The organism is Brachybacterium sp. UMB0905 (genome assembly GCF_002871795.1).
GTDB lineage: Bacteria > Actinomycetota > Actinomycetes > Actinomycetales > Dermabacteraceae > Brachybacterium.
Genome location: NZ_PNHL01000001.1, coordinates 215,349 through 242,110 on the forward strand (window position 1 = coordinate 215,349; position 26,762 = coordinate 242,110).

Consider the following 26,762-nt stretch of genomic DNA (forward strand, 5'->3'; position numbering starts at 1 on the left):
CGATGAGCGAGCTGACCCTGGTCGCACTGCGCCTGGGCTTCGTCCTGGGGCTGTGGATCTTCGTCATCGCCGTGGTGCTGGTGCTGCGCAATGACCTGTTCGGCACCACCGTCGTCACACGGTCCAGCCGGGATCCGCGCCGCGAGCAGCGCCCGGCCTCCGCACCGCCCGGCGCCTCCGGAGACCTCTCCACCGGTTGCACCGATCCGGAGGTCACCCAGACCACGCTCGTGGTCACGGCCGGACCGCTGCGCGGCACCTCGATCACCCTGGGCTCCACGCCGATCCTCATCGGCCGCGCCCCGGAGTGCACCCTGGTACTGGATGACGACTACGCGTCGAACCGGCACGCCCGCGTGTTCCGGCGGGAGGACGAATGGATGGTGGAGGATCTGGGCTCCACCAACGGCACCCTGGTGTCGGGGCGGCGCATCGAGGGGGCCGTCCCGTTCCGTCCCGGGGCGCAGGTGCGGATCGGCCGCACCGAGATTGAGCTGAGACGAGGACCCCGATGAGCATCACCCTGCGCTACGCCGCACGATCGGATGTCGGTCTGGTCCGCTCCAACAACCAGGACTCCGGCTACGCGGGATCCCACCTGCTGGTGGTGGCCGACGGGATGGGCGGTCACGCCGGCGGCGATGTCGCCAGCTCCGTGGCGATCGGACACCTGGCGCGCCTGGACTCCGAGACGCCCGCGAGCGACATCGTGGCCACGCTCGAGGAGAGCGTGCTGGAGGCCAATCAGGAGATCCTGCGCCGCGCCCGGGATGAGCCGCAGCTGCGAGGACTGGGCACGACGATCACCGCCCTGCTGCGGTCCGAGGGCAAGTTCGCCCTCGCGCATATCGGCGATTCGCGCGCCTACCTGCTGCGCGATGACGAAACCGTGCAGATCACCAAGGACCACACCTTCGTGCAGCGCCTCTTGGACGAGGGGCGACTGACCGAGGACGAGGCCGAACGTCACCCGCAGCGCTCGGTGCTGATGCGCGTGCTGGGCGATGTGGACGCCGATCCGGAGCTGGATCTCTCGCTGCGCACCGCACATCCCGGGGAGCGCTGGATGCTGTGCTCCGATGGGCTGTCGGGCCTGGTGTCCCTGGACACGATCGATGCGACCCTGAAGAACTTCGAGGACCCCGGCGAATGCGCCGATGAGCTCGTGCAGCTGGCCCTCAAGGGCGGGGGGCCGGACAACATCACGTGCATCGTCGCCGATGTGGTCGGGCTCCGCGAGCTGCCACGGGGCGAGGAGGCGCCCTCCACGACCCCGCAGATCGTCGGCTCCGCGGCGCGCAACCGCCACGCCCCCACCGCAGCCTCCGGGCCGGCGGCGAAGGCAGCGGCCCTCACCCGCGAAGAGTCCGAGGCGCCCTACGAGGATGAGGACTTCGCAGAGGAGGAGCCGCCACGGCGCAGCCCCTGGCCGGCGCTGGCGGCACTCGTGCTGCTCGCGGCGGTGCTGGGCGGACTGCTGACGGCCGGGTACGCGTGGTCGCAGCGGCAGTTCTACGTCGGCACCGACGGCACCTCCGTGGTGCTCTACCAGGGCATCTCTCAGGACCTGGGGCCGATCTCACTGTCCCACCCGGTGCAGACCACCGACATCGCTCTCGCGGACCTCCCGCAGGTCACGCGGCAGCAGGTCGAAGGCACGATCACCGCGAAGGACCGCGAGAGCGCCGAGCAGATCATCGAGCGCTTGCGGCAGGCGGCGCTGACCAACCAGCCGCTGCAGCAGATCACGCCATCGGACGGCGGGGGCGAGTCCCCCTCGGACGGCGGAGGCGACGACGCCTCGGACGGCGGGGAGTCGTAGTGGCGACGATCGTCTCCTACACCGCCAGGCCGCGGCGGACGCTCCAGGCCCTGCTGCTGGTGTTCGCGGCGGCGATCGGGGTGGGCGCCTACGCCCTGGTGCACCTGGGGCGGCATGACGCCGTGCCCGAGAACCTCATGACCTACGGCATCGCCACCGCCGTGTGCGTGCTGATCCTGCAGATCGCCGTGGTGTGGCGGGCGCCGTACGCGGATCCGGTGCTGCTGCCCACCGTGACGCTGCTGAACCTGCTGGGCATCGCGATGATCGAGACGGTGTACCAGGCCAATGCGATCTATGGGTCCCGCACCTCGGCCAGCGCCGACCGGCAGATGCTGTGGGCGGCGCTGGGGGTGCTGCTGTGCGCCGGGGTGATCCTGCTGCTGCGGGACCACCGGAATCTGCGCCGCTACACGTGGATCAGCGCGGTCACCGGCGCGGTCCTGCTGCTGCTGCCGCTCGCACCGGGCATCGGCTCGGCCCGCAACGGCTCGCGGATCTGGATCACGATCGCCGGCAACAGCTTCCAGCCCGCGGAGCTCGCGAAGATCGCCTTCGCGGTGTTCTTCGCCGGGTACCTGGTCTCCCGCCGCGACACCCTCGCGCTCGCGGGCCCGAAGGTGCTCGGCATCCACCTGCCGCGCTGGAGCGACTTCGGGCCGATCCTCGTGGCCTGGGGCCTGGCGATGGCGATCCTCGTCTTCCAGACGGACCTGGGGACCTCGCTGATGTTCTTCGGTCTGTTCGTGGTGATGCTGTACGTGGCCACGGACCGGCTGAGCTGGCTGATCATCGGCGCGGTGATGTTCCTTCCGCCCGCGGTGTTCGCCGCCACCCAGATGGGGCATGTGCGCCGCCGCCTGACCTGCTGGCTGGACCCGCTGTCGCGCGAGAACTTCTCTGCCTGCGAGCAGCTGAATCAGGGCCTGTTCGGCCTGGCCAACGGCGGGCTCACGGGCGCGGGCCTGGGCGAGGGGCGGCCGGATGTGGTGCCGCATGCGGAGAGCGACTTCATCTTCGCCACCTTCGCGGAGGAGCTGGGGATGGTGGGCGCCTTCGCACTGCTGCTGCTCTACCTCGTGCTGGTGCAGCGAGCGGTGCGGGCGGCAGTCGGCATCTCCGACGGCTTCGGGACGCTCCTGGCCGGAGGGCTCGGCTTCGTGATGGCGCTGCAGGTGTTCGTCGTCGTCGGCGGTGTCACCCGGGTGATCCCCCTGACCGGGCTGACCCTGCCGTTCCTCGCCGCTGGCGGTTCATCGCTGGTGTGCAACTGGATCATCGTGGGGCTGCTGGTACGACTGTCGGATGCCGCCCGGCGGCCCGCCGCCCGCCAGGTGCCCGGCACCACCACCCCGAACCGACGCGAGCAGGAGGTGACGGCATGAACAAGCCCCTGCGCCACGTGTGGCTGGTGATCGGCGTGCTGTTCGCGCTGCTGTTCACCTCCACCACGTACTTCCAGGTCATCGCCCAGGACCGGCTGAATGCGCACGCGAGCAACCGCCGCACGATCTACAACGAGTACGGCCGGCATCGCGGCCCCATCGTCGTGGACGGCACGGTGATCGCCTCCTCCCAGCAGTCCGGGGACACCTACGGCTACCTGCGCACCTACGATCCCGGGGCGATGTACGCCCCCATCACCGGGCACTACTCGGTGATCTACGGCTTCACCGGGATCGAGCGGTCGCTCAATGACACCCTCTCCGGGGAGGCCGATGCGCTGTTCTACCACCGCATCTCGGACATCCTCTCGGGCCGACAGGGTCGCGGCGCGACGGTCTCGCTGACAATCGACCCCCAGGCCCAGCAGGCCGCGTGGAATGCGCTGCAGGGCAAGCGCGGCGCCGTGGTGGCGCTGGATCCCACCGACGGGGCGATCCTCGCGCTCGCCTCCGCACCCAGCTACGACCCCAACCGTCTGGCCGCCCATGACACCGCGGCGGTGTCCCAGGCCTGGCAGGAGCTGAACGAGCATCCCGCCCGGCCCATGACGAACCGGGCGATCGGCGGGGACCTGTACCCGCCCGGATCGGTGTTCAAGCTGATCACGGCCGCAGCGGCGCTCGAGAGCGGCGACTACACCGCGGCCACGGAGATTCCCGGGCCGGGCACCTACACGCTGCCGGGCTCCTCCTCGGTGATGAACAACTTCGCGGCCGGACGGCAGGACCCGTGCGGGCCCGATGACCGCTCGAGCCTCGCCGATGCGCTGCGGCAGTCCTGCAACACGTCCTTCGCGATGCTCGGGGTGGAGCTCGGCGAGGAGCAGCTCACCAAGACCGCCGAGGAGTTCGGCTTCGGGCAGTCCCTGACCATCCCGATGGGGGTCACGCCCTCCCGGATCGGCGAGGACCTGGATGACGCGCAGCTGGCCACCACGGCGATCGGCCAGTTCGAGACGCGCGTGACGCCGCTGCAGATGGCGATGGTGGCGGGGGCGGTGGCGAACGACGGCGTGGTGATGCAGCCGCAGCTGGTGCGCAGCGTGCGCACCGCCGACCTGTCCACAGTTCAGGAGCTGCGCGCCCAGGAGCTCGGCCAGCCGCTCTCAGCCGCCAACGCCTCCCAGATGCGCCAGATGATGGTGAGCGCGGTCGAGGACGGGACCGGCGGTGCGGCGATGATCGACGGCGTCGAGGTGGGCGGCAAGACGGGCACCGCCCAGTGGGGGGAGGGCCGCAACCCGCATTCGTGGTTCGTCGGCTACGGACAGGTCGAGGGCCGACGGGTGGCCGTCGCAGTGCTGGTGGAGGAGGGCGGATACGGCTCGCGCACCGCGGCGCCGATCGCCCGTGACGTGATGGAGGCGGTGATCCGCGGATGAGGACGGAGAAAGGGCTCGTGCTCGAAGGGCGCTACGAGCTGACGTCGCTGATCGCCACGGGCGGCATGGGGCAGGTCTGGAAGGGCCAGGACCAGGAGCTGGACCGCGAGGTCGCGGTGAAGGTGCTGCGCGAGGAGTACGCGGGAGACGAGGGCTTCCTCAAGCGCTTCCGCGCCGAGGCGCGGCACACTGCGGCGCTGTCCCATGACGGGATCGCGGCGCTGTACGACTACGGCGAGCTGGACGGGCGCGCCTACATCGTGATGGAGCTGTGCCCCGGTCGGCCCCTGTCGGACCTGATCGAGGAGAACCCGGGCGGCCTGCCGGAGAAGCGCGTCATCTCCCTGCTGATCCAGCTGGCACGCGCCCTGGATGCCGCGCATTCCAAGGGTGTGGTGCACCGCGATGTGAAGCCGGAGAACGTGCTGGTGGATGTCGAGGACGACTGGTCGATGAAGGTCACGGACTTCGGGATCGCGCGCAGCAAGGATCAGGCGCGGCTGACGAAGACGGGTCTCGTGATGGGCACCGCCCAGTACCTCTCCCCCGAGCAGGCGATGGGCAAGCAGGCCACGAGCCTGTCGGACATCTACGCGCTGGGGATCGTGGCCTACGAAATGCTCGTAGGCAAGCGGCCCTTCACCGGCTCGAGCCAGGTGGAGATCGCGATGGCGCAGGTCAAGCAGCAGCCGCCGGAGCTGCCCGAGGTGATCGAGCCCGATCTGCGGCATCTGGTGATGATGATGCTGGCCAAGGCGCCGGCGAACCGGCCGCGCTCCGCCTCGGCGGTGGCGCGGATCCTGGAGTCCATCCAGCGCGGGGTGGAGCCGCATTTCAGCACCGGTGCAATTCCGGTGACGCGTGTGGAGGACCACGACTGGACCGGCGAGCAGCCCACGCGGTCGTCCCGCCCGGGCGCCTCGCCGACGGGAACCCGCACCGCGGCGATGCCGCTGCCGCTGTCGGGCCGCGGCGGGATCCGCCATCGCTCGGCAACCTCGGGCCCCTCGGCGCTGTCCGCAGCCTCGGCCTCCTCGGCGCCCTCGACCCCGCGTCGCCGGGCCGGCTCCCGCTCGGCGCCCTCGGCGAGCTCCGGTCCGTCGGTCGCCTCGCCGCCCTCGGCATCATCCCCGGAGCGCGGCGCTTCGTCCCCGGTCTCTGGCACCGCGTCGCCCGGCCGCCGCGGCGAGGATCCGTTCTCGGGGGTGGACAGCCGCGCCTCGGAGCGCACGGTGCATGGCACGACAACGGGCCGCCGCGTGGGCGGGATGTCGGTGCCGGGGCTCGTGCTGCTGGTGATCGTGCTGGTCGCGATCATCGCTGCGGTGCTCGCGGCCACGGGCGTGCTGCCGCTGGGGGCGCTGGATGCGCTCGCCGAGCAGGATCCCGCTGAGCTGTGGACGGCACGTACCATGATCGGATCCGAAACGATCGGTCCCGGACCGAGGACAGGTGTGGAGTGAACGAGAACAGCGTGCTCCTGGGCGGCAGGTACCGCCTGGGCGAGGTGCTCGGCAGCGGCGGCATGGCGGAGGTGTTCCTCGCCGAGGACACCCGCCTGCATCGGACCGTGGCCGTGAAGGTGCTGCGCTCTGACCTGGCCCAGGATGCGAACTTCCAGGAGCGCTTCCGCCGGGAGGCGCACAGCGCCGCGTCGCTGAACCACCCCGCGATCGTGGCCGTGTATGACACCGGTGAGGAGCAGCAGCGCACCGTCACCGGCTCCGAGCTGACGATCCCGTTCATCGTCATGGAGTACGTGCAGGGCCACACGCTGCGCGAGCTCATCGACCCCGAGCAGCCGATGGATGCGCGGCGGGCCGGGGAGATCATGGGGCCGCTGCTGAGCGCGCTCGAGTACTCGCATCGGGCGGGGATCGTGCACCGGGACATCAAGCCCGGCAACATCATGATCAACCAGGCCGGGGCCGTGAAGGTGATGGACTTCGGGATCGCCCGCGCGATCGCGGATGCCACCAGCGCGATGACCGCCACGCAAGCGGTGATGGGCACCGCCCAGTACCTCTCCCCCGAGCAGGCCCGCGGGCAGCTGGTGGATGCGCGCTCGGATATCTACTCCGCCGCCTGTGTGATGTACGAAATGCTCACCGGGCGCCCGCCCTTCACCGGGGACACCCCGGTCTCGATCGCGTACCAGCATGTGCGCGAGGAGCCGCAGGCTCCCTCGATGTTCAACCCCGCGATCACGCCGGAGATGGATGCCGTGATCCTCACGGGCCTAGCGAAGGACCGGGAGGCGCGCTACCCCTCGGCGGAGGCGTTCGGCGCGGACATCCGCACGGTGCTGGCCGGTGGAACGCCGGAACTGACGGCGGCTGCGGCCGCAGCCGGGGAGGATCCGGAGGCCACGACGGTGCTGTCCACCGTGGACGATGCCACCGAGGCGCTGCCGATGGTCGCCGCCGGGGTCGGTGCCGCGGGCACTGGGGCTGCCGGGGCGGACTCTGCCTCGTCCCCGAGCCCCGCGACGGGCCCGCTGGCGCTGCGCTCCGAGGAGGAGCTCGAGCCAGAGAAGAAGCCCTGGTGGCTGTTCGTCCTGATCGTTCTCGCGGTGCTGGGTCTCATCGCGGCCGCCCTGGCTGTCCTGCAGCCGTGGAAGCCGGATGGCCCCCAGATGGTGACGGTCCCGGACGTGGTGGGGCTCAGCGAGGAGGAGGCAGGCACGGCGCTCACCGAACAGGGCCTTGAGCCGAGCTTCGAGCAGGTGGCCTCCACAGAGGTGGAGACCGGGCAGGTGATCAGCACCGATCCCCCCGCCGGTGAAGAGGTCGAATCCGGTTCCGCGGTCGCCGTGACGGTCTCCGCCGGACCCGATGCGGTGACCGTGCCGGAGGACCTGGAGGGCAAGACCCGCGAGGAGGCCCGCAAAGCTCTGGAGAAGGTCGGCCTGGTGATGGTCGAAGGGGAGACAGAGGATGTCCCGCAGGAGCAGGGCACGGTGGCCAGCACGAACCCGCAGGGCGGGGCGTCGGTGGACCAGGGCTCCGAGGTGACGGTGCGTTTCGCCTCCGGTGATGTGCAGGTGCCCGATGTGGTGGGCATCCCCTTCGAGCAGGCCAAGGAGCAGCTGGAGGCCCGCGGCTTCCAGGTCCCCGATCCCTCCGCCCGGGAGTCCGAGGATGCGGATCCGAACACGGTGCTGAGCCAGACGCCGGGGGCCGATGCCGGCACCGCCCGCTTCGGCTCGCGCGTGGACCTCGTGGTCGCGGCGGAGCCCGGCCCGGTCGCGGTTCCCAATGTCACCGGGCAGAGCCTCGAGGATGCGCGACAAGCGCTGCGCGATGCCGGCTTCACCGGCTCCGAGGTGGTCCAGGAGCATTCCGACTCCGTCCCCGAGGGGCACGTGATCCGCACCGATCCCCCGGCGAACGAGGAGACCGACCGCGGCACCACGATCACGATCGTGGTCTCCTCCGGCCCGGAGCCCACGCCGGAACCGACGGAGGATCCGACCGAAGAGCCGGATCCGGAGGACCCGACGGATGAGCCCACGGAGGAGGATCCCTCGGGCGGGAACGGCAACAACGCGGGCGGCAATGCGCCCGGGGAGAACAACGGGCGCGGGAACCGCGGCAACGGCGGCAATGGCTGAGCACGGACCGGGCGGCGCCCGGATCCTGGTGGTCGACAACTACGACAGCTTCGTGTGGACGATCGTCGGCTACCTGCAGCAGATGGGTGCCGACACCCACGTGGTGCGCAATGACGAGGTGCCGCGGCGGGACGGCACGGTGGATCTGACCGGGTACGACGGGGTGCTGATCTCCCCAGGCCCCGGCACGCCCTCGACCGCCGGCCAGAGCCTGGCGGTGATCGCACGCTGCGCGGAGCTCGCGGTGCCGATGCTCGGGGTCTGCCTGGGCCACCAGGCGCTGGGGCAGGCCTTCGGGGCGACGGTGACGCACGCCCCGCAGCTCATGCACGGACGCACGAGCTCGCTCACGCATGAGGGCCGCAGCGTGTTCGCCCACGCCCCCTCGCCGATGACGGCCACCCGCTACCACTCGCTCGCCGTGGTGCCGAAGACGGTCCCGGAGGAGCTCGAGGTGACGGCCCGCACCGCGGACGGCATGGTGATGGGGCTCGCGCATCGGACGCTGCCGCTGCATGGGGTGCAGTTCCATCCGGAGTCGGTGCTCACCGAGAACGGGCACCTGATGCTGGCGAACTTCCTGGAGCTGTGCGACGGCGTCGATGCCCAGGCCCGGGCGGAAGGTCTGCGGCCGCTGATGACAGCCGGCTGAGGCTCAGCTGTCCAGCGGCGCTCAGCTGTCCAGCGGCGCTCAGCTGTCCGGCGGTGCCGTGGATCCCACGAGCCCGTCGTTGAACGGCATGTGCGGGGCGATCGCCGGGAACACCCAGCCGAACAGCAGCACGATCACTCCGGCCAGCAGCAGCAGAATCAGCAGGATCCGGACCCACAGCGGACCGGGCAGATGGCGGAACAGCCAGCCGTACATCAGGCACCCTCCTCCTCGGCGAGGGCCGGAGGAATGCCATCCTCCCGCGCCGTCCAGTACGCAAAGCGGGCATGGACGATGTAGCGCTCTCGCGCGGAGTACATCGGGTGGCAGGCGGTCATGGTGAGCATCCGCTCGGTGGGCTCGGCCTGAAAATCACCGGGGACCGGGGCGATCACGTCGACGTCACCGGGCATGACCACCTCCCAGGAGGTGACTTCGTAGACCAGGAACGCATCGGCCGTCTCCACCACGATCGGATCGCCCTCCTGCAGACGGGCGATGTCCTCGAAGACGCGGCCGTAGGTGTTGCGGTGCCCGGCCACGGAGAAATTCCCCACCTCGCCGGGCAGGGCGGTCTCCGGGTAGTGACCGGCCCCCTTGACATTGAGGACCTCCTCGAGGCTCACGCCCTCGGCCAGGGGGAACGTCTCGCGGTCGAAGTCGGGCACGTGCATGGCCCCGAACACCATGGTGTCGGCGGGGGTGTCCAGGGCAGGCGGCGGGCCCTCGCGCGGGGTGGCGATCTTCTGGGAGTCCACCTCACCCCACTGATCGCTGATCGTGTCGATGATCCTGGCCTGCTCGCGATCGGCGATCACGTCGGTCCACCACAGCTGCCACACGAGGAACAGCAGCAGCAGGGCGCCGAGGGTCAGCAGCAGCTCTCCGATGATGCCGATGACCGCGACGCCGCGGCTGGGCTGGGCGCCACGGCGACGGTCGCTCATCCGGCCACCGCCGCGGTGAGAGTGAGGGAGCCGGAGTAGGCCGGCAAAGTCGTCTCGGGGAGGATCTCGATCTGCTCCCCCAGGCTCACGTGTTCCACCCATTCACGGTACACCGCGACCCCGGGAGCAACCTCCAAGGCCTGGAGCATCTGCTCGGTCGGTCCGATCACGGTGATCGTGAACGGCGGGGAGTAGACCCTGCCCTCGAGCAGCAGGGTGTTGCCGGCGCAGCGGAAGGCGCTGCCGGCGATCACCCGCTGGTCCTGCAGCATCATCGCCTCGGCACCACCGGCCCACAGCGCGTTGATGTAGGCCTCGAGGTCCTGCTGGTGCACCACGAGGTCATCGGGCCGTGCCCCGGGGATCGTGCCGAGGGAGCCGCTAGGCGCATCGGTCAGGGTGATCTGCAGGCCGGGTCCGGTCACCTCGGAGAGCCCGACGGTGCGCGCCACCTCCTCGGTGCGGGAGGCGAGGGACTGGCCGGCGGCCTGCCCGGTGAGCTCCTCGATCTGCTCGCGTTTGGCGGCGTTGTCCGCCGAGAGCCGCTCGATGGTCTGGGTGCGTTCACGCAGCACACTGCTCACGTCGGCGCTCTCATCGCGGATGGAGCCACCGTCTCCCAGGCGGGCCGTGGTGGCGAACAGCACGCCTGCCAGGAGCATCACGGCGACCACACCCGTGCGCGAACGCAGGCTGCGCGGCGACGTCTGCGGGCCGGTGCGGCGGTCCATGGCGGCTCCTCGCCTCGCACGGTGGAGGGGACGCCCATTACCCTAGGCCACGGCCCGTGTCCGCGGGCCCGCGCGGCGATACCCGTGCGTCACATCGTCGAAGCCCTGAAGGAGCACCGGGAGATGGCCAAGAGCAGGAAGACGAAGGGCGCCAAGACCCCGGTGAAGAGCACGCGGAACCAGAAGAGCCCCGCCGCGGGCGCGAAGGACCCGGTTACGACGGCGAAAGATCCCGTCAAGGGCGCGAAGAAGCCCGCCGGCGGCGAGGTCCCCGAGAAGGCGAAGGACTCCACCCGCTCCACCTCGGTGCGCACGGCCGCGGCAGAAGAATCGCGCCGCACCCGGGGCCGACGGGTGGCCGCGGCGACGCAGAATCCGCAGTGGCTCGCTCCCACCGCCGTCGTGTTCCTCATCCTGGGGCTTGTGTACCTGGTGACCTACTACATTTCGTCGGGCACCCTGCCGCTGCCGATCGGGGATTGGAACCTCGCCGCGGGATTCGGGCTCCTGCTGGTGGGCGGCGGCATGCTCATGTTCTGGAAGTAGTGATCTGAACGCACCGTCACATTCCCGTGACGACTCCCCCGTCGCTCGGCGGAACGCCCCGCGGCCCGAGTAGGCTCAGCAACACGCGCACCCGCCAGGCGTCCAATGCCGATCCCGGCGGTGCGCGCACTACGCACCGACCATCTGGGGGATCGATGACCACCACTTCTTCTGTGCGGCGCCGGATTGCCGCCCTTCTGCTGCTGCCGTTCCTTCTGGTGATGGCGGGATGCGGCAAGTTCCACGCGGACTTCGAGATCAAGGACGCGGAGACTATCGAGTTCGCCCTCGACGTCGCCGTGGACGAGGAGATGCTCGCCGGCCTCTACTCCAGTGCCGAGGACTTCTGCCGCGACATCGAGAAGGAGATCGACTTCGCGAACGAGAACGCGCCCAAGGTCGCTCCCTATGAAGAGGACGGTCGGCTCGGGTGCACCGTCAACGGGGTGATGGTCGACGGGAAGTTCGGTGACGGCCTCTCGCTCGTCGAGGAGGACGGCCAGCTCATCCTCACCCTCGATCTCGGCGCGGAGACTGCGGAAGCCGACGTCACCGATCCCTCTATGCAGGGCCTGGATTACCGTATGAGCTTCTCCTTCCCGGGCAAGGTGGAGTCGGCCACCGCGGGTGAGATCGACGGCAACACGGTGACCATCACCGATCTGAGCAATCTCGACACCGACACTCTCGAGATCCGCGCTGACGCCGGCGGCTTCCCCTGGCTGATCGTCATCCTGGTGGTGCTGTTCCTGGGCTTCCTGCTGCTGCTGGCGCTCGCGGCGGTCGCGTTCTTCGTGCTGCGCAGCCGCAAGGGCAAGAACAGCGGCGGTGGCGGCGGGCAGACCCCGTACGCCTCCGCTCCCTCGCCCGCCCCGCAGGGTGGCGCGCAGGGCATGCCCGGTCAGCCCTCCCCGCAGCCTCAGTCCTCGCCGCAGCCGTGGGGTCAGCCGTCGCCGCCTCCTGCCCCACCGCAGGCCCCGCAGCAGGGCGGTCAGCAGCCGTGGTCACAGCCTCCGCAGCAGGGTGGCCAGCAGCCGTGGTCGCAGCCTCCGAACCAGGGCGGTCAGCAGCCCCCGCAGCCTCCGCAGCAGGGCTGGTGAGAACGGGTCGGCCAAGCCCCAGCGCACCTCATCTACCGGCTGTGAGCAGGCTCATGGCGCCAGGATTGGCGCCGGGAGGAGCCCGCCAGTAGTATCGGTGAGGTCGGTTTGGCCGACGGGCGCCCGTAGCTTAACGGATAGAGCATCTGACTACGGATCAGAAGGTTGGGGGTTCGAATCCCTCCGGGCGCGCCAGCGGGATCGCCCCTCATCTGCACGAGACGCGCAGATGAGGGGCGATTCGCATGTCCGGGCACACGCCCGGCACACCCCGCTCAGCGTGGGGCCACGAGCGCTTCGCGCACGGTGGGCCAGGACTGCAGGATCTCCCGCGCCGCCGGGTCGGCCTCGGCGGTGATCGCATCGCGCCGGGCCTCCTCGAGCAGATTATCGATCAGCACGCGCTCTCCCCGCTCCACGGCGGCGACGGCCGCTTCGACCATCGCGAAGCTCAGCAGGTTCTCGTGGACCTCGCACAGGGGTGTGCGGCCCTCCCGCAGGGCGGAGACGAACTCCACGAGCGAGGCGGCGATCTGATCGGGTTCCGGGGCGTCCTCGGCGGCGATCGCCGCCCGCAGCCGCTCGGTCTCCTGCTCATCCTCGGTACCGAGCACCGGCACGCCCGTCCCGTCCCAGGTGGCGCTGCCGCGCTGCGCCCCGATCCGCCACTCGCTGTTCCACCAGGTCGGCAGGCCGCGGGCATTCCACGTGCCGTGGTAGGCGAACAGGGAGCCATCGGACATCTCGAAGGTCGCCGAGACCGTCGCGTCATGCCGGTACACGCTCCACTCGGGTCGCGCCCCGACGGCGGTGACCGCTACCGGGTCCGCGTCCAGGATGTAGCGGGCGGCATCGAAGGCGTGGATGCCCATATCGCGCAGCAGCGGGTGGTCCTGCTCGCGCCGGTACCCGTCATGCTCGGTGAACAGCGAGAAGAAGGCACTGGTCATGACCGTCGGCCCATGGGACGCGACGAAGGAACGCAGCTGGCGCACCTGCCGGAAGAACCGCCGCGACTGGGAGACCATGAACGGCACGCCGGTCAGCTCCGCATGCGCCACGAGGCTCAGCGCCTCCGGCAGCGTCTCGGTGACCGGCTTCTCCCCCAACACCGGGATTCCGGCGTGCAGCGCCTGCACTGTCACCGGATGATGCGCCAGCGGCACCGTCGGGTTGATGAGCAGGTCTGCTCCCCGTTCACGGGCAAGTTCCACTCCGTCGGTCCCCGTCGCAATGGCCGACGGGTCCGCGGCCCCGGACTGGTCGATGACCCGCTGCGGCGCGCCCTCGGCCAGGTCGGCGACCCCGACCAGCTCGGCGACATCGCTCGCGACCACCTCGCGCGCCCACCAGGCCCCCATCGAGCCGGCGCCGACGATGACCACCCGTGCTCTGCGGTCAGCGGGGATTCGAGCCTCAGATGACACGCTCGGCCTCCTGGCCGCGGAACCAGTCGCGCTGCGCATTATCGATCTTCACCGGCACGGCGGGGCGCTCCTCAGGGCGCGCCCACACCACGGCGTTGGCGAGCACGCGGCGGATCTCCGTCTGCCGATACACGGGGTACTCCTGGTCCCCGGGGCTGAAGTAGAAGATCTTGCCCTTGCCGCGGCGGAACACGCAGCCGGAGCGGAATACCTCGCCCCCGGCGAAGGAGGAGATGAACACGAGCTCATCGGGGGCGGGGATGTCGAACATCTCCCCGTACATCTCCTGAGCGGGGATGACGATGGGGTGGGGCACGCCCCGCGCGATGGGGTGGGAGGCATTCACGGTCCACACCCGCTCCTCCTCACCCTCATTGCGCCACAGCAGGTTGCAGGTGGTGCCCATGAGGGAGATGAAGGGCTTGGAGTAGTGGGCCGAATGCAGCGGGATGAAGCCCATGCCGGCATGGACGCGGCGGACAACGCGCTGGACCACCTCATCGGGCACATCCTGGTGGGCCATGTGCCCCCACCAGGTGAGCACGTCGGTCTCGGCGAGCGCCTCCTCGGAGAGGCTCTCGTGGATGTCATCGAGCAGGGCGATCCGCACCTCGGCGTCGACCCCATCCGCGGCGAGGGTCTCACGCAGCCCGTCGGCGATGACCGTATGCATGCCCTCGGGGTAGATCTTCTGGACCGTCGGGTCCACCTTCTCGTGCCGGTTCTCGCCGAACACGGCGATGCGCAGTGTCATGTCCATCCTTCGCGGTGGGGCGGTCGCCGACGCGCACGCGCGGCGCTGGGGAGCTCCCATCGTAGGGTCGCTCCCCGGCGCTGAGAAGGACCGCGGTCACCGCTCCTCCACCCCTGAGAAAGCCCCCACCCCCGAAGACAGGTGCTCACAATATCGTGACCTCGGCGTGACCTGCGCCGCACGCCACCCCGTTAGCCTGCAGCGAAGGGCTCCTTCAACGGCGAGGGAGCCCGCACCCTGCACGGGCCCTTTCGGCCATCGATCGAAAGTGCCGACGCCGCCCCGGCCCAGCACCTAAGTGCTAGCCCACCTTCTCCACCAAAACGCGCTGTGACCTGCGCTGCTTGCGATGCACGCCCCGCTCCTCACACGGTGGCGCTGCGCACATCTGTTACCTGTGCCGCTCGCACCCACGTCGCGTCTTGGAGGAGAGCACGCATGAGCCCGACCACCCCGCTGACCACCACCCGCCGCCGACTGCTTATGGGGGCCGCGGCCCTCGCCCCTCTCGTCGCCGTGGGCGGCACCGCCGCGAACGCCGCACAGCTGGGCGACTTCCACAACGCCGCCGGGCTCAAGATGATCGACGGCAGCCCGTGGATCCATCACGACATCCGCTCGGTGGACTTCCGGGTGGACACCGGCGGCATGGTCAAGACCTTCCCGCCGTCCTTCCGCGTCACCGTCCCGCCCAGCTACACCGAAAACTCCGACCGCCGCTACCCCGTGCTGCTGCTCCTGCATGGCCGCGGCGGCCTCTTCCTGGACTGGACGAAAGCCGGCGGCGTCCTCGAGCAGACCGAGAAGCATGAGGTCATCGTCGTGATGCCCGATGGCGGCGCGGGCTCCTTCTACTCCAACGCGAACTTCCCCCTGCCGGGACGCGAGGCCGCCTGGGAATCGTTCATCATGACCCAGGTGCTGCCGTTCGTGCACGAGAACTTCCGCACCCGTCCGGACTCCATGGCGATCGGCGGACTGTCGATGGGCGGCTGGGGCGCCCTCGCGCTCGGCCAGCGGTACTGGGGCCACTTCCGGTCCGTGAGCTCCTACTCCGGTCCTGCTGACTGCTCGGACCGTCACCCCGATTCGACCTTGGTGGGCGGGGCGATCTGGATCTGCCCTGCCTTTGACGCGGAGAAGTACTTCGGCACCTCGAACCTGCCCGGCGCCACCTGGGGCCACGACTGGTACCCGCAGATCGCTCGCGGCTACAACCCGATCGACAACATCGACAAGTACAAGGGCAAGCGCGTGTTCCTGCGCACCGGGGACGGCCCCTGGGGAGACTTCTTCGACGGTCTGTTCGACAACCCGGATCTGCTGGCCACCTTCAAGGAGAAGCTTGGGGAGGTGGGCGCCGATTTCATCGAGAACATCGTCCATCCCAATCAGGAGCGTTTCGCGGGAGAGCTCGCCGCCGCCGGCATCGACCACGACTTCCAGGTGGTGCGGGGAGCCACCCACGAGTGGGGGCTGTGGCGGGACAACCTCGCTGAGGACCTCCCGGGCATGATGAAGGTCCTGAACGCCTGACCCTCGCGCCAACTTCTCAGCGTCGGCGACCGCCGCTCTCAGCTTCGACTCGAGAGCGGCGGTCTCGCATTCCCCACTGCGCGCAGCTCAGCATTGCCGAGCGGGGGCTGCTTTCGATGGTCATGCGGGTCCATGCCCGCGGCGAGCGCCAGCAGGATCTGCAGCACATCTCCGTGGGCCACGAGCACCACGGGAGCACAGCGGGCGGCGGCATCGGCCCGCTCCAGCACGGCGAGGGTCCGGTCGGCCACGTGCTGAACGCTCTCCACCTCGTCCGTGTGTTCGCCGCGCGCGAGGTCCACCGCCCAGATCCCGTCGTAGGCCGTGTGCGGGCGGCCGTCGTGGATCCCGAAGTCACGCTCACGCAGACGCTGATCCAGCAGCGGCGCGCCCGCTCCCAGCCCCGCGGCGAACAGCTCCGCGGTCTGGCGGGCGCGCGCGAAGTCGCTGGTGATGATCACGGTGTCCGCTCCGAGCCCGGCTCGACGCGCCACGGCGCTGGCCGCTCGCGCCTGTTCGCGTCCGCGCTCGGTCAGCCCCACCTCCACCAGGGTGCGCGGGCCGGGGGCGGAGGCGATCAGCCCCTCGACGTTCGCGGTGGATTCGCCGTGGCGCAGCACGAGCACCGGGTGGGGTGCGGTCGGCATCGTGGTCCTAGCCCGCGTCAGCTCAGGGGGTGGCGACCTTGCCGGGGTTGAGGTTCCGGCCCGGGTCGGTCATCTCGAACAGGCCCTCGATCAGGCGCATCCCCACCTCGCCCTGGTCCTGACGCATCCACGGCAGATGCTCGGTGCCCACGCCGTGATGGTGGGACACCCCGGAGTCGAGGTCCACGAAGGTCTGCTGGACGGCGCGCTTGGCGGTGTAGTACTGCTCGAGCGCCTGCTCCGGTGAGGAGAAGGGGAAGGCGAAGGTGAAGTACAGGCAGGCCCCGCCGTGGTAGCTGTGCGACATGTGGCAGAACATGAAGCCGGGCAGACCCTGCTGCGCCTGCGCCGCATAGAACGCGTCGTACACCCGCGAGTGAACCTCGTTCAGCCGTGACCAGGTGGCGCCGGTCTCGCAGACATCGCCGAAGACCTGGTAGTCCATGAGGAAGTCCCGCAGGTAGGGGGTGTCGAACTTCTTCTGGTCGTAGATCGCGCCGGGCCCGGCACCGAGGGTGATGCCGCCGTTGTTCTTCACGATCTTCTTCACGATCGCCTTCTGGGCGTCCACGGACTGCTTCGAGCCTTCGAAGCACACGTAGGAGATGCACATCTCCTCGCTCGTGTCCCAGCCCTGGGAGCGCAGATAGGCGAACAGCCCCTCCTGCACCTTCGCGGCGACCTTGGACTTCGCCGACGTCGGCTCCTTGACCATGGACAGGGAGAACTCGGTCTCCGGCCCGTCGGACAGCCGCGCGAAGGTGGGCGCCACATCGGTGTTGCGAGCGATCGCGTGCATCCCGCGGATGCCATGCTCCCAGTCGGGGAACATGTAGGCGATGACCTGGCGGACCGGGGCGATGCGGTGCACCTGCACGGTCGCCTCGGTGATGATGCCGAGCCGCCCCTCGCTGCCCAGGATCATGTCGTGGACGCTCGGGCCGGCATCGCGGCCGGGGATGGGCTTGGTGACCACGGTGCCTTCGGGGTGGACCACCCGCATGCCGCGAACGATGTCCTCGATATCCCCGTACTTGTCGGACTGCATCCCGGTGGAGCGGGTGGCCGCCCAGCCGCCGACGGTCGAGTAGGTGAAGGAGTCCGGGAAGTGGCCCATGGTCCAGCCGCGGGCGTTCAGCTGCTCCTCGAGGTCGGGGCCGTACACGCCGGCCTCCACACGGGCCAGACCCGCGGTCTCGTCGATCTCGAGGACATCCCGCATCCGGCCCAGGTTCATGGTGATCACCGGGCGCTCCTCGGCCGGGTCCGGGGTGACCGAGCCGGAGATGCACGACCCGCCGCCGTAGGGGATAAGCACGAGGTCCTGCTCGAGGACGACGCGCAGCACCGCGGCGACCTCCTCCTCACTCGCGGGGTAGACAATCGCATCCACCAGCCGGGCGAAGTCGCCGGTGCGCACGCGGAACAGGTCCGGCAGGGAACGGCCGAAGGAGTGGACCACGCGGTACTCGTCGTCATCCAGCACGTTCTCGGGGCCGACGGCGCCCGCCAGCAGCTCACGCACCGCGCCCGGCAGGCGCGTCGGCGGCACCTCGTGGTCGCTCAGCTGCGGCTCGCTCGGGGTGAGGGAGGCGAGGTCCACGCCGATCTTCCGCTTCGCCAGCGGCGCGAAGGCAGGCTTGTTGTCCCAACGGAAGGTGACGTCATCCAGGCCCCAGCCCCACCACTTGTGCCGCTTGACCTCGCGGGCGCTCAGCCTCTGGTTCATGCGGACTCCTTCTCTCCCGACCCGCCCGGGCCGAGGATCTCGTCGTGATACTCGTCGTACAGCTCTTTGACGCGCTGCTGGATGCGGGCGCTGTAGTCCACGGCGGACTCCCCTTCGTAGGAGATCATCGGCTCGCCGAAGACCACGCCGACGGGGGGCCGGCCGGGTTTGGGCCAGGAGCGCCCCTTGGGCATCGCCTCGTGGCCGCCGATGATCGCCGCCGGCACCACGGGCACGCCCACGCCGATCGCGAGGGCCGCCGCACCGGGCTTGAACTCGGCCATGACGCCGGTCTTCTGCCGCCCACCCTCGGGGAACACCAGGATCGGCACACCCGAGCGCAGCAGACGGCGAGAGGTCCCGGAGTGCTTGCGGGAGCCGCCGCGGTCGATCGGAAAGGCGTTCATCATCCAGCGCACGAACACGCGGCGCGGCCAATGATCGAACCAGTAGTCGGCCGCCACCCCGGTGGAGAGGTAGCGCGCCTGCGTCCACGGCATGCTCATCGCCAGCAGCGGCCCATCGACGTGGCTGGTGTGGTTGGCGACCAGCACAAAGGGACCGCGCACGGAGCGCACCCGACGGGGCACGGTCGCACTCGGGGTCACCGCGGAGTTGACCACCGCGCGGAAGATCACGCGCTGCAGCACGAAGCGGACGTTCGCCCGCCAGCGGGAGCGGAACTTCGCCAGCTCCGGCGGCGGCTTCTCCCAGCCCTGGCCGCGGCTGCGAGCGGACAGCGAGATCATCGGCTCACCTCTCCCGGCTGCGGCGGTGGCTGAGCAGAGCGCTGAGACGGGCGATGAGGCCGCGCGGGGTGGTGCGCAGCACCGCGGCGATGAGCTTCCAGCGCGTCGAGGGGATCGAGACCGGCTTGCCGCGGGCAACATCGCGCAGGCAGTCCTCCACCAGGCGGTCGGCGTCCAGCCACAGCACCCCGGGGATGGAAGAGCCCTTGATGCCGGCGCGGGAATGGAACTCGGTGCGCACCCAGCCGGGCATCAGCGCGGTGACCTGCACGCCGGTGCCGGCCAGCTGCACGCCCAGGGATTCGGAGTAGTTGCCCACCCAGGCCTTGATGGCGGAGTAGTTGTTCTGGGTGACCAGGGCGGAGACGGAGCCGATGTTGATGATCCAGCCGTGCCCGCGCTCGCGCATGGCCCGTCCGGCGGCGCCGCCGAGCTTGAGGACCGCGCGGATCATCACCTCGAAGCCGAGGTCGTGCGGGGAGATGTCCTCATCGAGCAGGCCCGCGCGCACGGAGAAACCGGCGTTGTTGACGAACACGTCGACGGGGTCGGTGGGGGCTTCGAGCCGGTCGGCCACGCGCTGCTGAGCCTCGCGGTCGGCGAGATCGGCGACGAGGGTCTCCACCTCGATGCCGTGGTCGGCGCGCAGCTGTGCGGCGGTCTCATCCAGGCGCGCGGCGTTGCGTGCGACGAGCACGAGAGACACGCCACGCGTGGCGAACGCTCTGGCGAACGCGGCCCCGATGCCTGAGGTGCCGCCGGTGATCAGGGCCCTGTGCATGGCCGCTACGATACATCCCATGCCCCACACCACTGACCGCTCTGCCGCAGCCGTGCCCGGCGGCCGCCGGATCCTGCTCACCGGTGTCACCGGCTTTCTGGGACAGGCCGTGCTGCGCTCCCTGCTGGAGACCACCGAGGACGTCCATGTCACCGCCCTGGTGCGTCCCAAGGGCTCCGTCTCCGGGAACCGGCGGCTCGAGCAGCTGCTGAAGAAGCCCGTGTTCGCCTCGTGGGCGGACGAGCTGGGCGAGGGCGGCACCGAGCGCGTCGCGCAGATCTTCGCTGAGCGCGTGAGCGCCCTCGAGGGTGACCTCACGGACATGCCGGAGATCACCGAACCGGTCGATGTGGTGATCCACTCGGCGTCCTCGGTGTCCTTCGACCCGCCGATCGATGAGGCGTTCCGCACCAATGTGGGCGGGGCCAAGAACCTGTACGAGGCCCTGTTGGCCTCCGGGCAGGACCCGCATGTGATCCATGTGTCCACCGCCTATGTGGGCGGCATCTCCAAGGGTCTGCGCCGGGAGGGTCGCCTGCCAGCCACCGTGAACTGGCGCGATGAGTACGAGGCGGCGCTGGCCGCGCGTACCCGCGTGGAGGCGGAGTCCCGTCGGCCCGAGACCCTGCGATCGCAGATCCGCAGCGCGAAGCACGCCGTGGGCCGCATGGGCCCCAAGGCCGTGGCCGCCTCCTCGGAGGAGGCGCGCAAGGCGTGGGTCGATGAGCGCTTGGTGGACTTCGGCCGCACCCGCGCCCAGTCCGTCGGCTGGACCGATATCTACACCTTCACCAAGGCGATGGCCGAGCAGGTGGCTGAGGAGATGTGGGCCGATGCCGGGCACCGCGTGTCCTTCGTGCGCCCGTCGATCATCGAGTCCGCGGTGCGCCGCCCCTACCCCGGCTGGATCGACGGCTACAAGGTTGCCGACCCGCTGATCATGGCCTACGGCAAGGGTCTGCTGCCGGAGTTTCCGGGCGTCGCGGACACGATCCTGGACGTCATCCCGGTGGACTTCGTGGTCAATGTGATCGTGGCGCTGGCCACCCAGGACACCGAGCGGCGCGGCGATGAGGCGTACTTCCAGGTGGTCTCCGGCAACACCAATCCGCTGCCGTTCCACGACATGGTCTCCGCGGTGCGCGAGTACTTCCTGGAGCATCCGCTGGAGGATGACAGGGGCCGCCCGATCGTGGTGCCCGAGTGGTCCTTCCCCGCGGTGGAGATGGTGGAGCAGCGGTTCCGGGCCAAGGAGCTCGGTGCCCGGCTCGGCTCGCAGGTGGTGGCGCATCTGCCGGCCACGCGCCGCACCCGCGAATGGACCAGCTCCCTGCACAAGGCGACCTCGGGCCTGTCCACTCTGCGCAAGTACATCGAGCTGTACCGCCACTACACGAAGACCGAGATGGTCTTCGACGATGCGAACACCCGGGCGCTGCGCAAGGAGCTACCCGCGCAGTTTTTGACCACGCATGACTTCGATGTCACCGAGATCTCCTGGCGCGAGTACTTCCAGCAGCAGCATCTGCCGGCCGTGACCGAGCTGACCAAGGCGTACTCGCGGGCGAAGGCCGCCTCGCGGCGCCGCGCGAACCGCCCGCCGGAGGATCTGAAGCCCGGCACGGGCACGCTGGCGGTCTTCGACCTGGACGGCACGGTGCTGGCCACGAACATCGTGCAGCAGTACTTCGCGGTGGTGCGGGCCACGCGGCCGCGCCGCACCTGGCCCGGAGAGGTCTCCGCCCTGCTGACCTCGGTGCCCGGTTACCTGCGGGCGGAGAAGCGCGACCGCTCGGAGCTGATCCGCCTGGTCAACCGCCGCTATGCGGGGCATCGCAGCGAGGACCTGCGCCGCATCATGGCCGGGGAGGCGGGGCGGCGGATCCGCGCCTCGATCCGCCCGGAGGCATTGCAGACCATCGAGCGCCACCGCGCCGCAGGGCATCGCACGGTGCTGGTCACCGGGGCGCTGGATGTGCTCGTGGCGCCGATCGCGGACCTGTTCGACGACGTCATCGCCACGCATATGGATGAGGACGCGGACGGCGTGATGACCGGGTTCCTGGCCACCCCGCCGCTGGTGGATGAGGCGCGCGCGAACTGGCTGCGCAAGTACGCGGACCAGCATGGCGCGGACCTCGCCGCCTCCTACGGTTACGGCGACTCGCACGCCGATGCCGCCTGGCTGGAGCTCGTCGGCCACCCCGCCGCAATCGCCCCGGACCTGGGGCTGTACGCCGCGGCGAAGAAGAAGCGTTGGCAGATCCTGGAGTGGTGAGCCACGGCAGGCGGGCGCGTCGCGCGGACGATGCGCCCGCCCCCGCGCACACCCACTCGCACTCCCACGGCGACGGCTCCCCCGCGCCCGTCGGCCGCCGTCCGCGGAGGGTGCTCACCGCGCTGGTCCTCGCGCTGCTCGCCGCGACCGTCGCGGGTCTGATCATCCTGTGGCCCGGCGCGTCCGCCCCCGCCGCCGAGTCCGAGTTCCTCGCCCCGGGCGTCGAGATCGTCCCGGTCACCGTCACCGAGGTGCCGGAGGTCGGGGACACCGAGGAGAGCGTCCTCGTCGAGGCGGTCGGCCGTGCGGACCCGCTGGACGGGCAGAGCGTCCAGGTGGAGGTGCCGCCCCAGATCGCGGCCGACGGCATCCGCACGGGTGACCGGCTGCGGGTGCTCGACCTCGGCGATCAGGACGCTGGAGGCGTCGAGGAGGCGTCGGCCCCGGTCCTGTTCTACTTCGACCACGAGCGGGCGCTGCCGCTCGGCCTGCTGCTGCTGGCCTACCTGCTGCTGGTGGCGCTCGTCGCCCGCGGCAGCGGCCTGCGGGCGATGGTGGGCCTCGCCGCGGGGGTCGCGATCGTGCTGTGGTTCATGCTCCCGGCGATCTTCGCCGGTCAGGACCCGGTGCTGGTCGCGCTGGTCGCCGCGTCGGCGATGATCTTCCCCTGCGTCTACTTCGCGCACGGGATCTCGGTGCGCACCACCACCGCGGTGCTGGGCACCTTCGGCGGCATCGCGGTGACGGTGCTGATCGCCCTGCTCGCCGGGCGCGCCACCGGGATGACCGGGGCCGACGGGGACGCCGCCCAGATCCTCTTCTCCAGCTACCCGCAGCTGTCGCTGTCGGCCGTGTTCCTGGCCGGCGTGATCATCTCCGGGCTCGGCGCCCTCAACGACGTCACCATCACCCAGGCCTCCTCCGCCTGGGAGCTGCGGGCCGCCATGCCCTCGGCCTCGAGGCTCGCGGTGTTCAGCGCGACCATGCGGATCGGTCGCGATCACATCGCCTCGACCGTCTACACGCTGGCCTACGCCTACATCGGCTCCGCGCTGCCGCTGCTGATGTACGCCAGCACCATCAACCGCTCCCTGCTGGACACCCTGACCTCCGGTGAGATCGCCGCGGAGATCTTCCGGACCCTGGTCGCCTCGATCGGCCTCGTGCTCGCGATCCCGCTGACCACGGCGATCGCCGCCGCCCTCGCGGCGCCCCCGGCGGGTGGGGCGGGCCGCTCTCGCCGCCGGCAGCTCGAGGAGCGTCCGGCCCGGTCCTGAAGCCGCGGAGGGGCGCCTCTGCGTAGCGCTCTCGCCGGCCTGGCCGCCGTCACCGTGCTCGCCCTGACCGCCTGCGGCGGCGCCGACGAGGCCCCGGCCGAGCCGGACCCGGCAGCCGGCGTCGCCGAGGAGGAGGCCGAGCCGGCCGACGAGAGGACGGTCGTGGAGATCGGCACCGAGCTCGTCGACGAGGAGACCGGCGACGTGGTCACCATCGTCTCGGCCGTGCGGAACAACCCCACCGAGTACTACGCGGCCTCCGACAACCCCGACGGCGAGATGGTCTACCTCGAGGTGAAGGTGGTGCCGGGCGAGCAGTTCGGCGGCGTCGTCAGCCAGCGGGACTTCCTGCTGGACGACGGCGGCGAGGAGGTCAACTACGCCTCGACCGCGGACGAGGAGCTCACCGCCGCCGGCTTCACCTATTTCGAGGGCGCCCCGCGCCGCGACGGCGAGGCCACCGGGTACATCCCGATCTACGTCGAGCAGACCGGCGACGCGCTCAAGGGCGCCTACGTGCGGCCCGAGGTGAAGGTCCTCGGCGAGGACGAGACCATCCCGGAGTTCCGCGGAGAGTTCGAGATCCCCGCGGCCTGAGCCGCTTCCGGCACGGCCGACGGGTCACAGCACCGAGGCGAGGAATTCCTGCAGGCGCTCGGAGCGCGGGTGGTCGATGACCTGCGCGGGGCTGCCGCGTTCGATGATGCGGCCCTCGTCCATGAACACCACCTGATCGGCGACCTCGCGGGCGAAGCCGATCTCGTGGGTGACCACCACCATCGTCATGCCCTCGCGCGCGAGGTCCCGCAGCACGGTGAGGACCTCGGTGACCAGCTCGGGGTCCAGGGCGCTGGTGGGCTCATCGAACAGCATGAGCTCAGGCTCCATGGCGAGCGCGCGGGCGATCGCCACGCGCTGCTGCTGCCCGCCGGAGAGCTCGGAGGGGTAGTGGTCGGCCCGATCCGCGAGGCCCACCCGCGCGAGCAGCTCCCGGGCCTGTGCCTGCGCCGCTGCTTTCGAGACCCCGCGCACCTGCACGGGGGCCTCCATCACGTTGCCGAGCGCCGTGAGGTGCGGGAACAGGTGGAAGCGCTGGAACACCATGCCGATCCGGGAGCGCTGCGCGGCGATCTGCGCCGCGGAGAGTTTCTGCCAGCGCCCATCGGGCAACGGCTCAGGCGCGTACCCCTGCAGCACGCCGTCGATCAGCACCTTCCCGGCGGTGGGTTCCTCGAGCTGGTTGATGCAGCGCAGCAGCGTGGATTTCCCGGAGCCGGAAGGGCCCAGCAGCACCGCCACCTCGCCACGCTGGACCGCGAGGTCGCAGCCCCGCAGCACGTGCACATCGCCGAAGGACTTGTGGACGCTCTCCAGGCGGACCAGGGGTTCAGTACTCATCTCAGAGCTCATCTCAGGGCTCATCTCAGCGCTCATCACAGCTCCACCTCCGGGAGCGGGTCGTTCGGGGTGGTGCCGGCGCGGTTCACGGCGGCCTGGCGGGAGCGGCGGCCGACGGGGGCGGTGTCGATGCCGCGCCCGAAGTGCCGCTCGAGGTAGTGCTGGCCGACCATGAGCACGCTCGTGATCGCGAGGTACCACAGGGCGGCGACGATCAGCAGCGGGATGGGGGTGAACAGCTTGTTGGCGATGCCGTTGGTGGCGAAGGTGAGATCCAGGGTGAAGGGCACAGCGAGCACGAGCGAGGTGGTCTTCAGCATGCCGATGGTCTCGTTGCCCAGCGGCGGCACGATCACCCGCATGGCCTGCGGCACGATGATGCGCCGCAGGATGGTGCTCTCCTTCATGCCCAGCGCCCGTGAGGCCTCAGTCTGCCCCTTGTCCACGGAGTTCAGGCCGGAGCGGATGATCTCCGCGAGGTAGGCGCCCTCGTTCAGGCCCAGGCCGATCACGGCGGCCCAGAAGGCGGTGAGCAGGTCGCGGGTGGATAGGCCCATGATGCTCGGGACGATTACGGTGAACAGGCCCCAGAACACGAGCTGCGTATACACCGGCACACCACGGAAGACGAAGATGTAAACCCAGCTCACGCCGCGCAGCACGGGGTTCTCGCTGCGGCGCATGATCGCGGCGGTGAGCGCGACGGCGGTGCCGAGCACCATCGACAGCAGCGTCAGCAGCAGTGTCCAGCCCACCCCCTGGATCACCTTGATGTCCAGGATGTAGGTGGCGACGGTTCCCCAGGCGAGCACCGGGTTCGTCACGAGGAACACGATGAGGCCGATGGCGAGCAGCCCAACGATGATGGCGGAGATCCAGGTCCCGGGACGCGGGGCGGCTTTGGCGCGAATGGGCGCAGGCGCGGGAGAGGGTGCGGTCAGGCTGCTCACGGTTCGGGGTTCACCTCGGCGGTCGGGATCATGGCATCGGCGTTGCCCCAGGCGGCGAGGATCCGCTCCATGAGGCCGGTGTCGATGAGGTGCTGCACGGCGGCGCGGATCGCGTCGGCGAGCTCGGGCTGGTCGGGGGCGACGACGATGCCGTTGAGGGCGGATTCCTCGATCTCGCCGATGGCCTCAAGGGTGCCGCGGGAGCGGGCGATCGCGTAGGCGGTGACCGGGGAGTCGGCCATGAAGATGTCACCCTTGCCGCCGGCGACGTTGGTGGCGGCGTCGGCGTTGGAGGTGTAGGTCAGCAGGTCGTAGCCGCCCTGGCCATCGGCGTGGCATTGAGCGGAGCGCTTTTCGGCGAGCTCCTCCTGGTAGGTGCCCACCTGCAGGCACACGCGCTGACCGCACAGGTGGGCGGGGTCGATGCCGTAGGGGTTGCCGGTCTTCACGGCGTAGGAGATGCCGGCGCGCAGGTAGGACACCATGGTCACGGAGGCGAGCCGTTCGGCGTTGATGGTGAAGCTGGAGATGCCGACGTCGTACGTGGTGCCGACGGCGGGGATGATCTGCGCGAACACGGCGGCTTCGGTGCGGGTGGCGAGCCCCAGCACTTTTCCAATGGCGCTCAGCAGGTCGATGTCAAAGCCCACCGCCTCCCCGTTAGAGCCGACGAACTCAGCGGGCGCGTAGCTGAGCTCGGCGCCGTTGACGAGCTCTCCGCGCTCACGGATCGCCGTCGGCACGAGGTCGGCGATCTCGGGGACTTCGGTGACGTCGGAGAGATCGACGACGGGCACGGCGGCGGCTTCGGCATCGAGACGTTCGGAGGCGCGGGTGCAGGCGCTGAGCCCGGATCCGGCAAGGACCAGGGGGATGGCGCCCAGCAGAACGCGCCGACGGGGATGACTGACCAACACCCCTCAAGAGTATGCAGCCCTATGCATGCCTACAAATTGATGTTCCCCAGCTCTCACAGCGCACGCCCGGGGAACTCTTCG

At 70.0% G+C, this 26,762-nt stretch carries 25 protein-coding genes and 1 tRNA gene; 14 read left to right on the forward strand and 12 right to left on the reverse strand.

The features are described from left to right. Positions 1-2 precede the first annotated feature (2 nt). Genes CJ197_RS01000 through CJ197_RS01030 form a run of 7 tightly spaced genes read left to right on the forward strand, consistent with a single transcriptional unit; the run spans position 3 to position 8,914 of the window. Complete coding sequence (locus tag CJ197_RS01000) at positions 3-515, forward strand: FHA domain-containing protein (RefSeq protein WP_102235002.1); 513 nt, start codon at positions 3-5, stop codon at positions 513-515. Next, the gene (locus CJ197_RS01005) at positions 512-1,822 is read left to right on the forward strand and encodes a PP2C family serine/threonine-protein phosphatase (protein ID WP_102234896.1); all 1,311 of its coding nucleotides are present in this window, start codon (positions 512-514) and stop codon (positions 1,820-1,822) included. The genes CJ197_RS01000 and CJ197_RS01005 overlap by 4 nt, the downstream gene beginning before the upstream one ends. Then, positions 1,822-3,207, forward strand: coding sequence for an FtsW/RodA/SpoVE family cell cycle protein (locus CJ197_RS01010; protein WP_102234897.1), 1,386 nt, complete (start codon positions 1,822-1,824; stop codon positions 3,205-3,207). The genes CJ197_RS01005 and CJ197_RS01010 overlap by 1 nt, the downstream gene beginning before the upstream one ends. Next, positions 3,204-4,649, forward strand: a complete 1,446-nt coding sequence (locus CJ197_RS01015) for a penicillin-binding protein 2 (RefSeq protein WP_102234898.1) — start codon at positions 3,204-3,206, stop codon at positions 4,647-4,649. The genes CJ197_RS01010 and CJ197_RS01015 overlap by 4 nt, the downstream gene beginning before the upstream one ends. Next, positions 4,646-6,112, forward strand: coding sequence for a serine/threonine-protein kinase (locus CJ197_RS01020; RefSeq protein ID WP_102234899.1), 1,467 nt, complete (start codon positions 4,646-4,648; stop codon positions 6,110-6,112). The genes CJ197_RS01015 and CJ197_RS01020 overlap by 4 nt, the downstream gene beginning before the upstream one ends. Beyond that, complete coding sequence (gene pknB, locus CJ197_RS01025) at positions 6,109-8,262, forward strand: Stk1 family PASTA domain-containing Ser/Thr kinase (protein WP_102234900.1); 2,154 nt, start codon at positions 6,109-6,111, stop codon at positions 8,260-8,262. Before CJ197_RS01020 ends, pknB begins: the two co-directional genes overlap by 4 nt. Beyond that, positions 8,255-8,914, forward strand: coding sequence for an aminodeoxychorismate/anthranilate synthase component II (locus CJ197_RS01030; protein WP_102234901.1), 660 nt, complete (start codon positions 8,255-8,257; stop codon positions 8,912-8,914). Before pknB ends, CJ197_RS01030 begins: the two co-directional genes overlap by 8 nt. Positions 8,915-8,953: 39 nt before the next feature. On the opposite strand, the gene CJ197_RS15290 is transcribed toward CJ197_RS01030, so the two are convergent. Genes CJ197_RS15290 through CJ197_RS01040 form a run of 3 tightly spaced genes read right to left on the reverse strand, consistent with a single transcriptional unit; the run spans position 8,954 to position 10,592 of the window. Continuing rightward, positions 8,954-9,130 carry a hypothetical protein gene (locus CJ197_RS15290; RefSeq protein ID WP_199173839.1) on the reverse strand — a complete coding sequence of 59 codons (177 nt, stop codon included), beginning with the start codon at positions 9,128-9,130 and terminating at the stop codon, positions 8,954-8,956. Beyond that, a complete protein-coding gene (locus tag CJ197_RS01035; RefSeq protein WP_102234902.1) occupies positions 9,130-9,861 on the reverse strand; it encodes a class E sortase in 732 nt (243 codons plus the stop codon). Before CJ197_RS01035 ends, CJ197_RS15290 begins: the two co-directional genes overlap by 1 nt. Beyond that, positions 9,858-10,592 carry a DUF881 domain-containing protein gene (locus tag CJ197_RS01040; protein WP_102234903.1) on the reverse strand — a complete coding sequence of 245 codons (735 nt, stop codon included), beginning with the start codon at positions 10,590-10,592 and terminating at the stop codon, positions 9,858-9,860. The genes CJ197_RS01035 and CJ197_RS01040 overlap by 4 nt, the downstream gene beginning before the upstream one ends. A gap of 123 nt (positions 10,593-10,715) precedes the next feature. On the opposite strand from CJ197_RS01040, the gene CJ197_RS01045 reads away from it, so the two are divergent. From CJ197_RS01045 to CJ197_RS01055, 3 genes are all read left to right on the forward strand, one after another. Then, complete coding sequence (locus CJ197_RS01045; RefSeq protein WP_102234904.1) at positions 10,716-11,138, forward strand: cell division protein CrgA; 423 nt, start codon at positions 10,716-10,718, stop codon at positions 11,136-11,138. A 155-nt stretch (positions 11,139-11,293) separates the two neighbouring features. Next, positions 11,294-12,238 carry a hypothetical protein gene (locus CJ197_RS01050; RefSeq protein ID WP_102234905.1) on the forward strand — a complete coding sequence of 315 codons (945 nt, stop codon included), beginning with the start codon at positions 11,294-11,296 and terminating at the stop codon, positions 12,236-12,238. A 119-nt stretch (positions 12,239-12,357) separates the two neighbouring features. Then, positions 12,358-12,433: transfer RNA gene (locus tag CJ197_RS01055), tRNA-Arg, on the forward strand. 80 nt (positions 12,434-12,513) lie between these two features. On the opposite strand, the gene CJ197_RS01060 is transcribed toward CJ197_RS01055, so the two are convergent. Further along, a complete protein-coding gene (locus tag CJ197_RS01060; RefSeq protein WP_233190570.1) occupies positions 12,514-13,665 on the reverse strand; it encodes a Gfo/Idh/MocA family protein in 1,152 nt (383 codons plus the stop codon). Next, a complete protein-coding gene (locus tag CJ197_RS01065) occupies positions 13,655-14,419 on the reverse strand; it encodes a ThuA domain-containing protein (protein WP_102234907.1) in 765 nt (254 codons plus the stop codon). Before CJ197_RS01065 ends, CJ197_RS01060 begins: the two co-directional genes overlap by 11 nt. A gap of 438 nt (positions 14,420-14,857) precedes the next feature. Here CJ197_RS01065 and CJ197_RS01070 point away from each other — a divergent pair, with 438 nt between their 5' ends. After that, positions 14,858-15,955 (forward strand): alpha/beta hydrolase family protein, encoded by a 1,098-nt coding sequence (locus CJ197_RS01070; protein WP_102234908.1) that lies wholly within the window; start codon positions 14,858-14,860, stop codon positions 15,953-15,955. Positions 15,956-15,993: 38 nt separating this feature from the next. Here the strand turns inward: CJ197_RS01070 and CJ197_RS01075 are convergent, their stop codons facing one another. From CJ197_RS01075 to CJ197_RS01090, 4 genes are read right to left on the reverse strand one after another with little or no spacing between them, the layout of a single operon-like run. Continuing rightward, positions 15,994-16,602, reverse strand: a complete 609-nt coding sequence (locus CJ197_RS01075) for a histidine phosphatase family protein (RefSeq protein ID WP_102234909.1) — start codon at positions 16,600-16,602, stop codon at positions 15,994-15,996. A 22-nt stretch (positions 16,603-16,624) separates the two neighbouring features. Further along, on the reverse strand, positions 16,625-18,331 hold the full coding sequence (locus CJ197_RS01080) for an FAD-binding oxidoreductase (protein ID WP_102234910.1): 1,707 nt from the start codon (positions 18,329-18,331) through the stop codon (positions 16,625-16,627). Next, complete coding sequence (locus tag CJ197_RS01085) at positions 18,328-19,080, reverse strand: lysophospholipid acyltransferase family protein (protein WP_102234911.1); 753 nt, start codon at positions 19,078-19,080, stop codon at positions 18,328-18,330. Before CJ197_RS01085 ends, CJ197_RS01080 begins: the two co-directional genes overlap by 4 nt. Before the next feature lie 4 nt (positions 19,081-19,084). After that, on the reverse strand, positions 19,085-19,861 hold the full coding sequence (locus CJ197_RS01090; RefSeq protein WP_102234912.1) for an SDR family oxidoreductase: 777 nt from the start codon (positions 19,859-19,861) through the stop codon (positions 19,085-19,087). A 19-nt stretch (positions 19,862-19,880) separates the two neighbouring features. Here CJ197_RS01090 and CJ197_RS01095 point away from each other — a divergent pair, with 19 nt between their 5' ends. The 3 genes from CJ197_RS01095 to CJ197_RS01105 are packed head-to-tail and all read left to right on the forward strand — an operon-like array spanning position 19,881 to position 24,013. After that, entirely contained in the window at positions 19,881-22,139 is a 2,259-nt protein-coding gene (locus CJ197_RS01095) for an HAD-IB family hydrolase (RefSeq protein ID WP_102234913.1), read from the forward strand. After that, positions 22,136-23,416 carry a YibE/F family protein gene (locus CJ197_RS01100; RefSeq protein WP_102234914.1) on the forward strand — a complete coding sequence of 427 codons (1,281 nt, stop codon included), beginning with the start codon at positions 22,136-22,138 and terminating at the stop codon, positions 23,414-23,416. The genes CJ197_RS01095 and CJ197_RS01100 overlap by 4 nt, the downstream gene beginning before the upstream one ends. A gap of 54 nt (positions 23,417-23,470) precedes the next feature. Further along, the gene (locus CJ197_RS01105; RefSeq protein ID WP_233190571.1) at positions 23,471-24,013 is read left to right on the forward strand and encodes a hypothetical protein; all 543 of its coding nucleotides are present in this window, start codon (positions 23,471-23,473) and stop codon (positions 24,011-24,013) included. Between the two features lie 24 nt (positions 24,014-24,037). On the opposite strand, the gene CJ197_RS01110 is transcribed toward CJ197_RS01105, so the two are convergent. Genes CJ197_RS01110 through CJ197_RS01120 form a run of 3 tightly spaced genes read right to left on the reverse strand, consistent with a single transcriptional unit; the run spans position 24,038 to position 26,681 of the window. Then, positions 24,038-24,814: an amino acid ABC transporter ATP-binding protein gene (locus CJ197_RS01110; RefSeq protein ID WP_304528971.1), complete on the reverse strand. Its 777-nt coding sequence runs from the start codon at positions 24,812-24,814 to the stop codon at positions 24,038-24,040. A 35-nt stretch (positions 24,815-24,849) separates the two neighbouring features. Beyond that, a complete protein-coding gene (locus CJ197_RS01115; protein WP_102234916.1) occupies positions 24,850-25,764 on the reverse strand; it encodes an amino acid ABC transporter permease in 915 nt (304 codons plus the stop codon). Beyond that, the gene (locus CJ197_RS01120; RefSeq protein WP_158239327.1) at positions 25,761-26,681 is read right to left on the reverse strand and encodes an ABC transporter substrate-binding protein; all 921 of its coding nucleotides are present in this window, start codon (positions 26,679-26,681) and stop codon (positions 25,761-25,763) included. Before CJ197_RS01120 ends, CJ197_RS01115 begins: the two co-directional genes overlap by 4 nt. Positions 26,682-26,762: the final 81 nt, after the last annotated feature.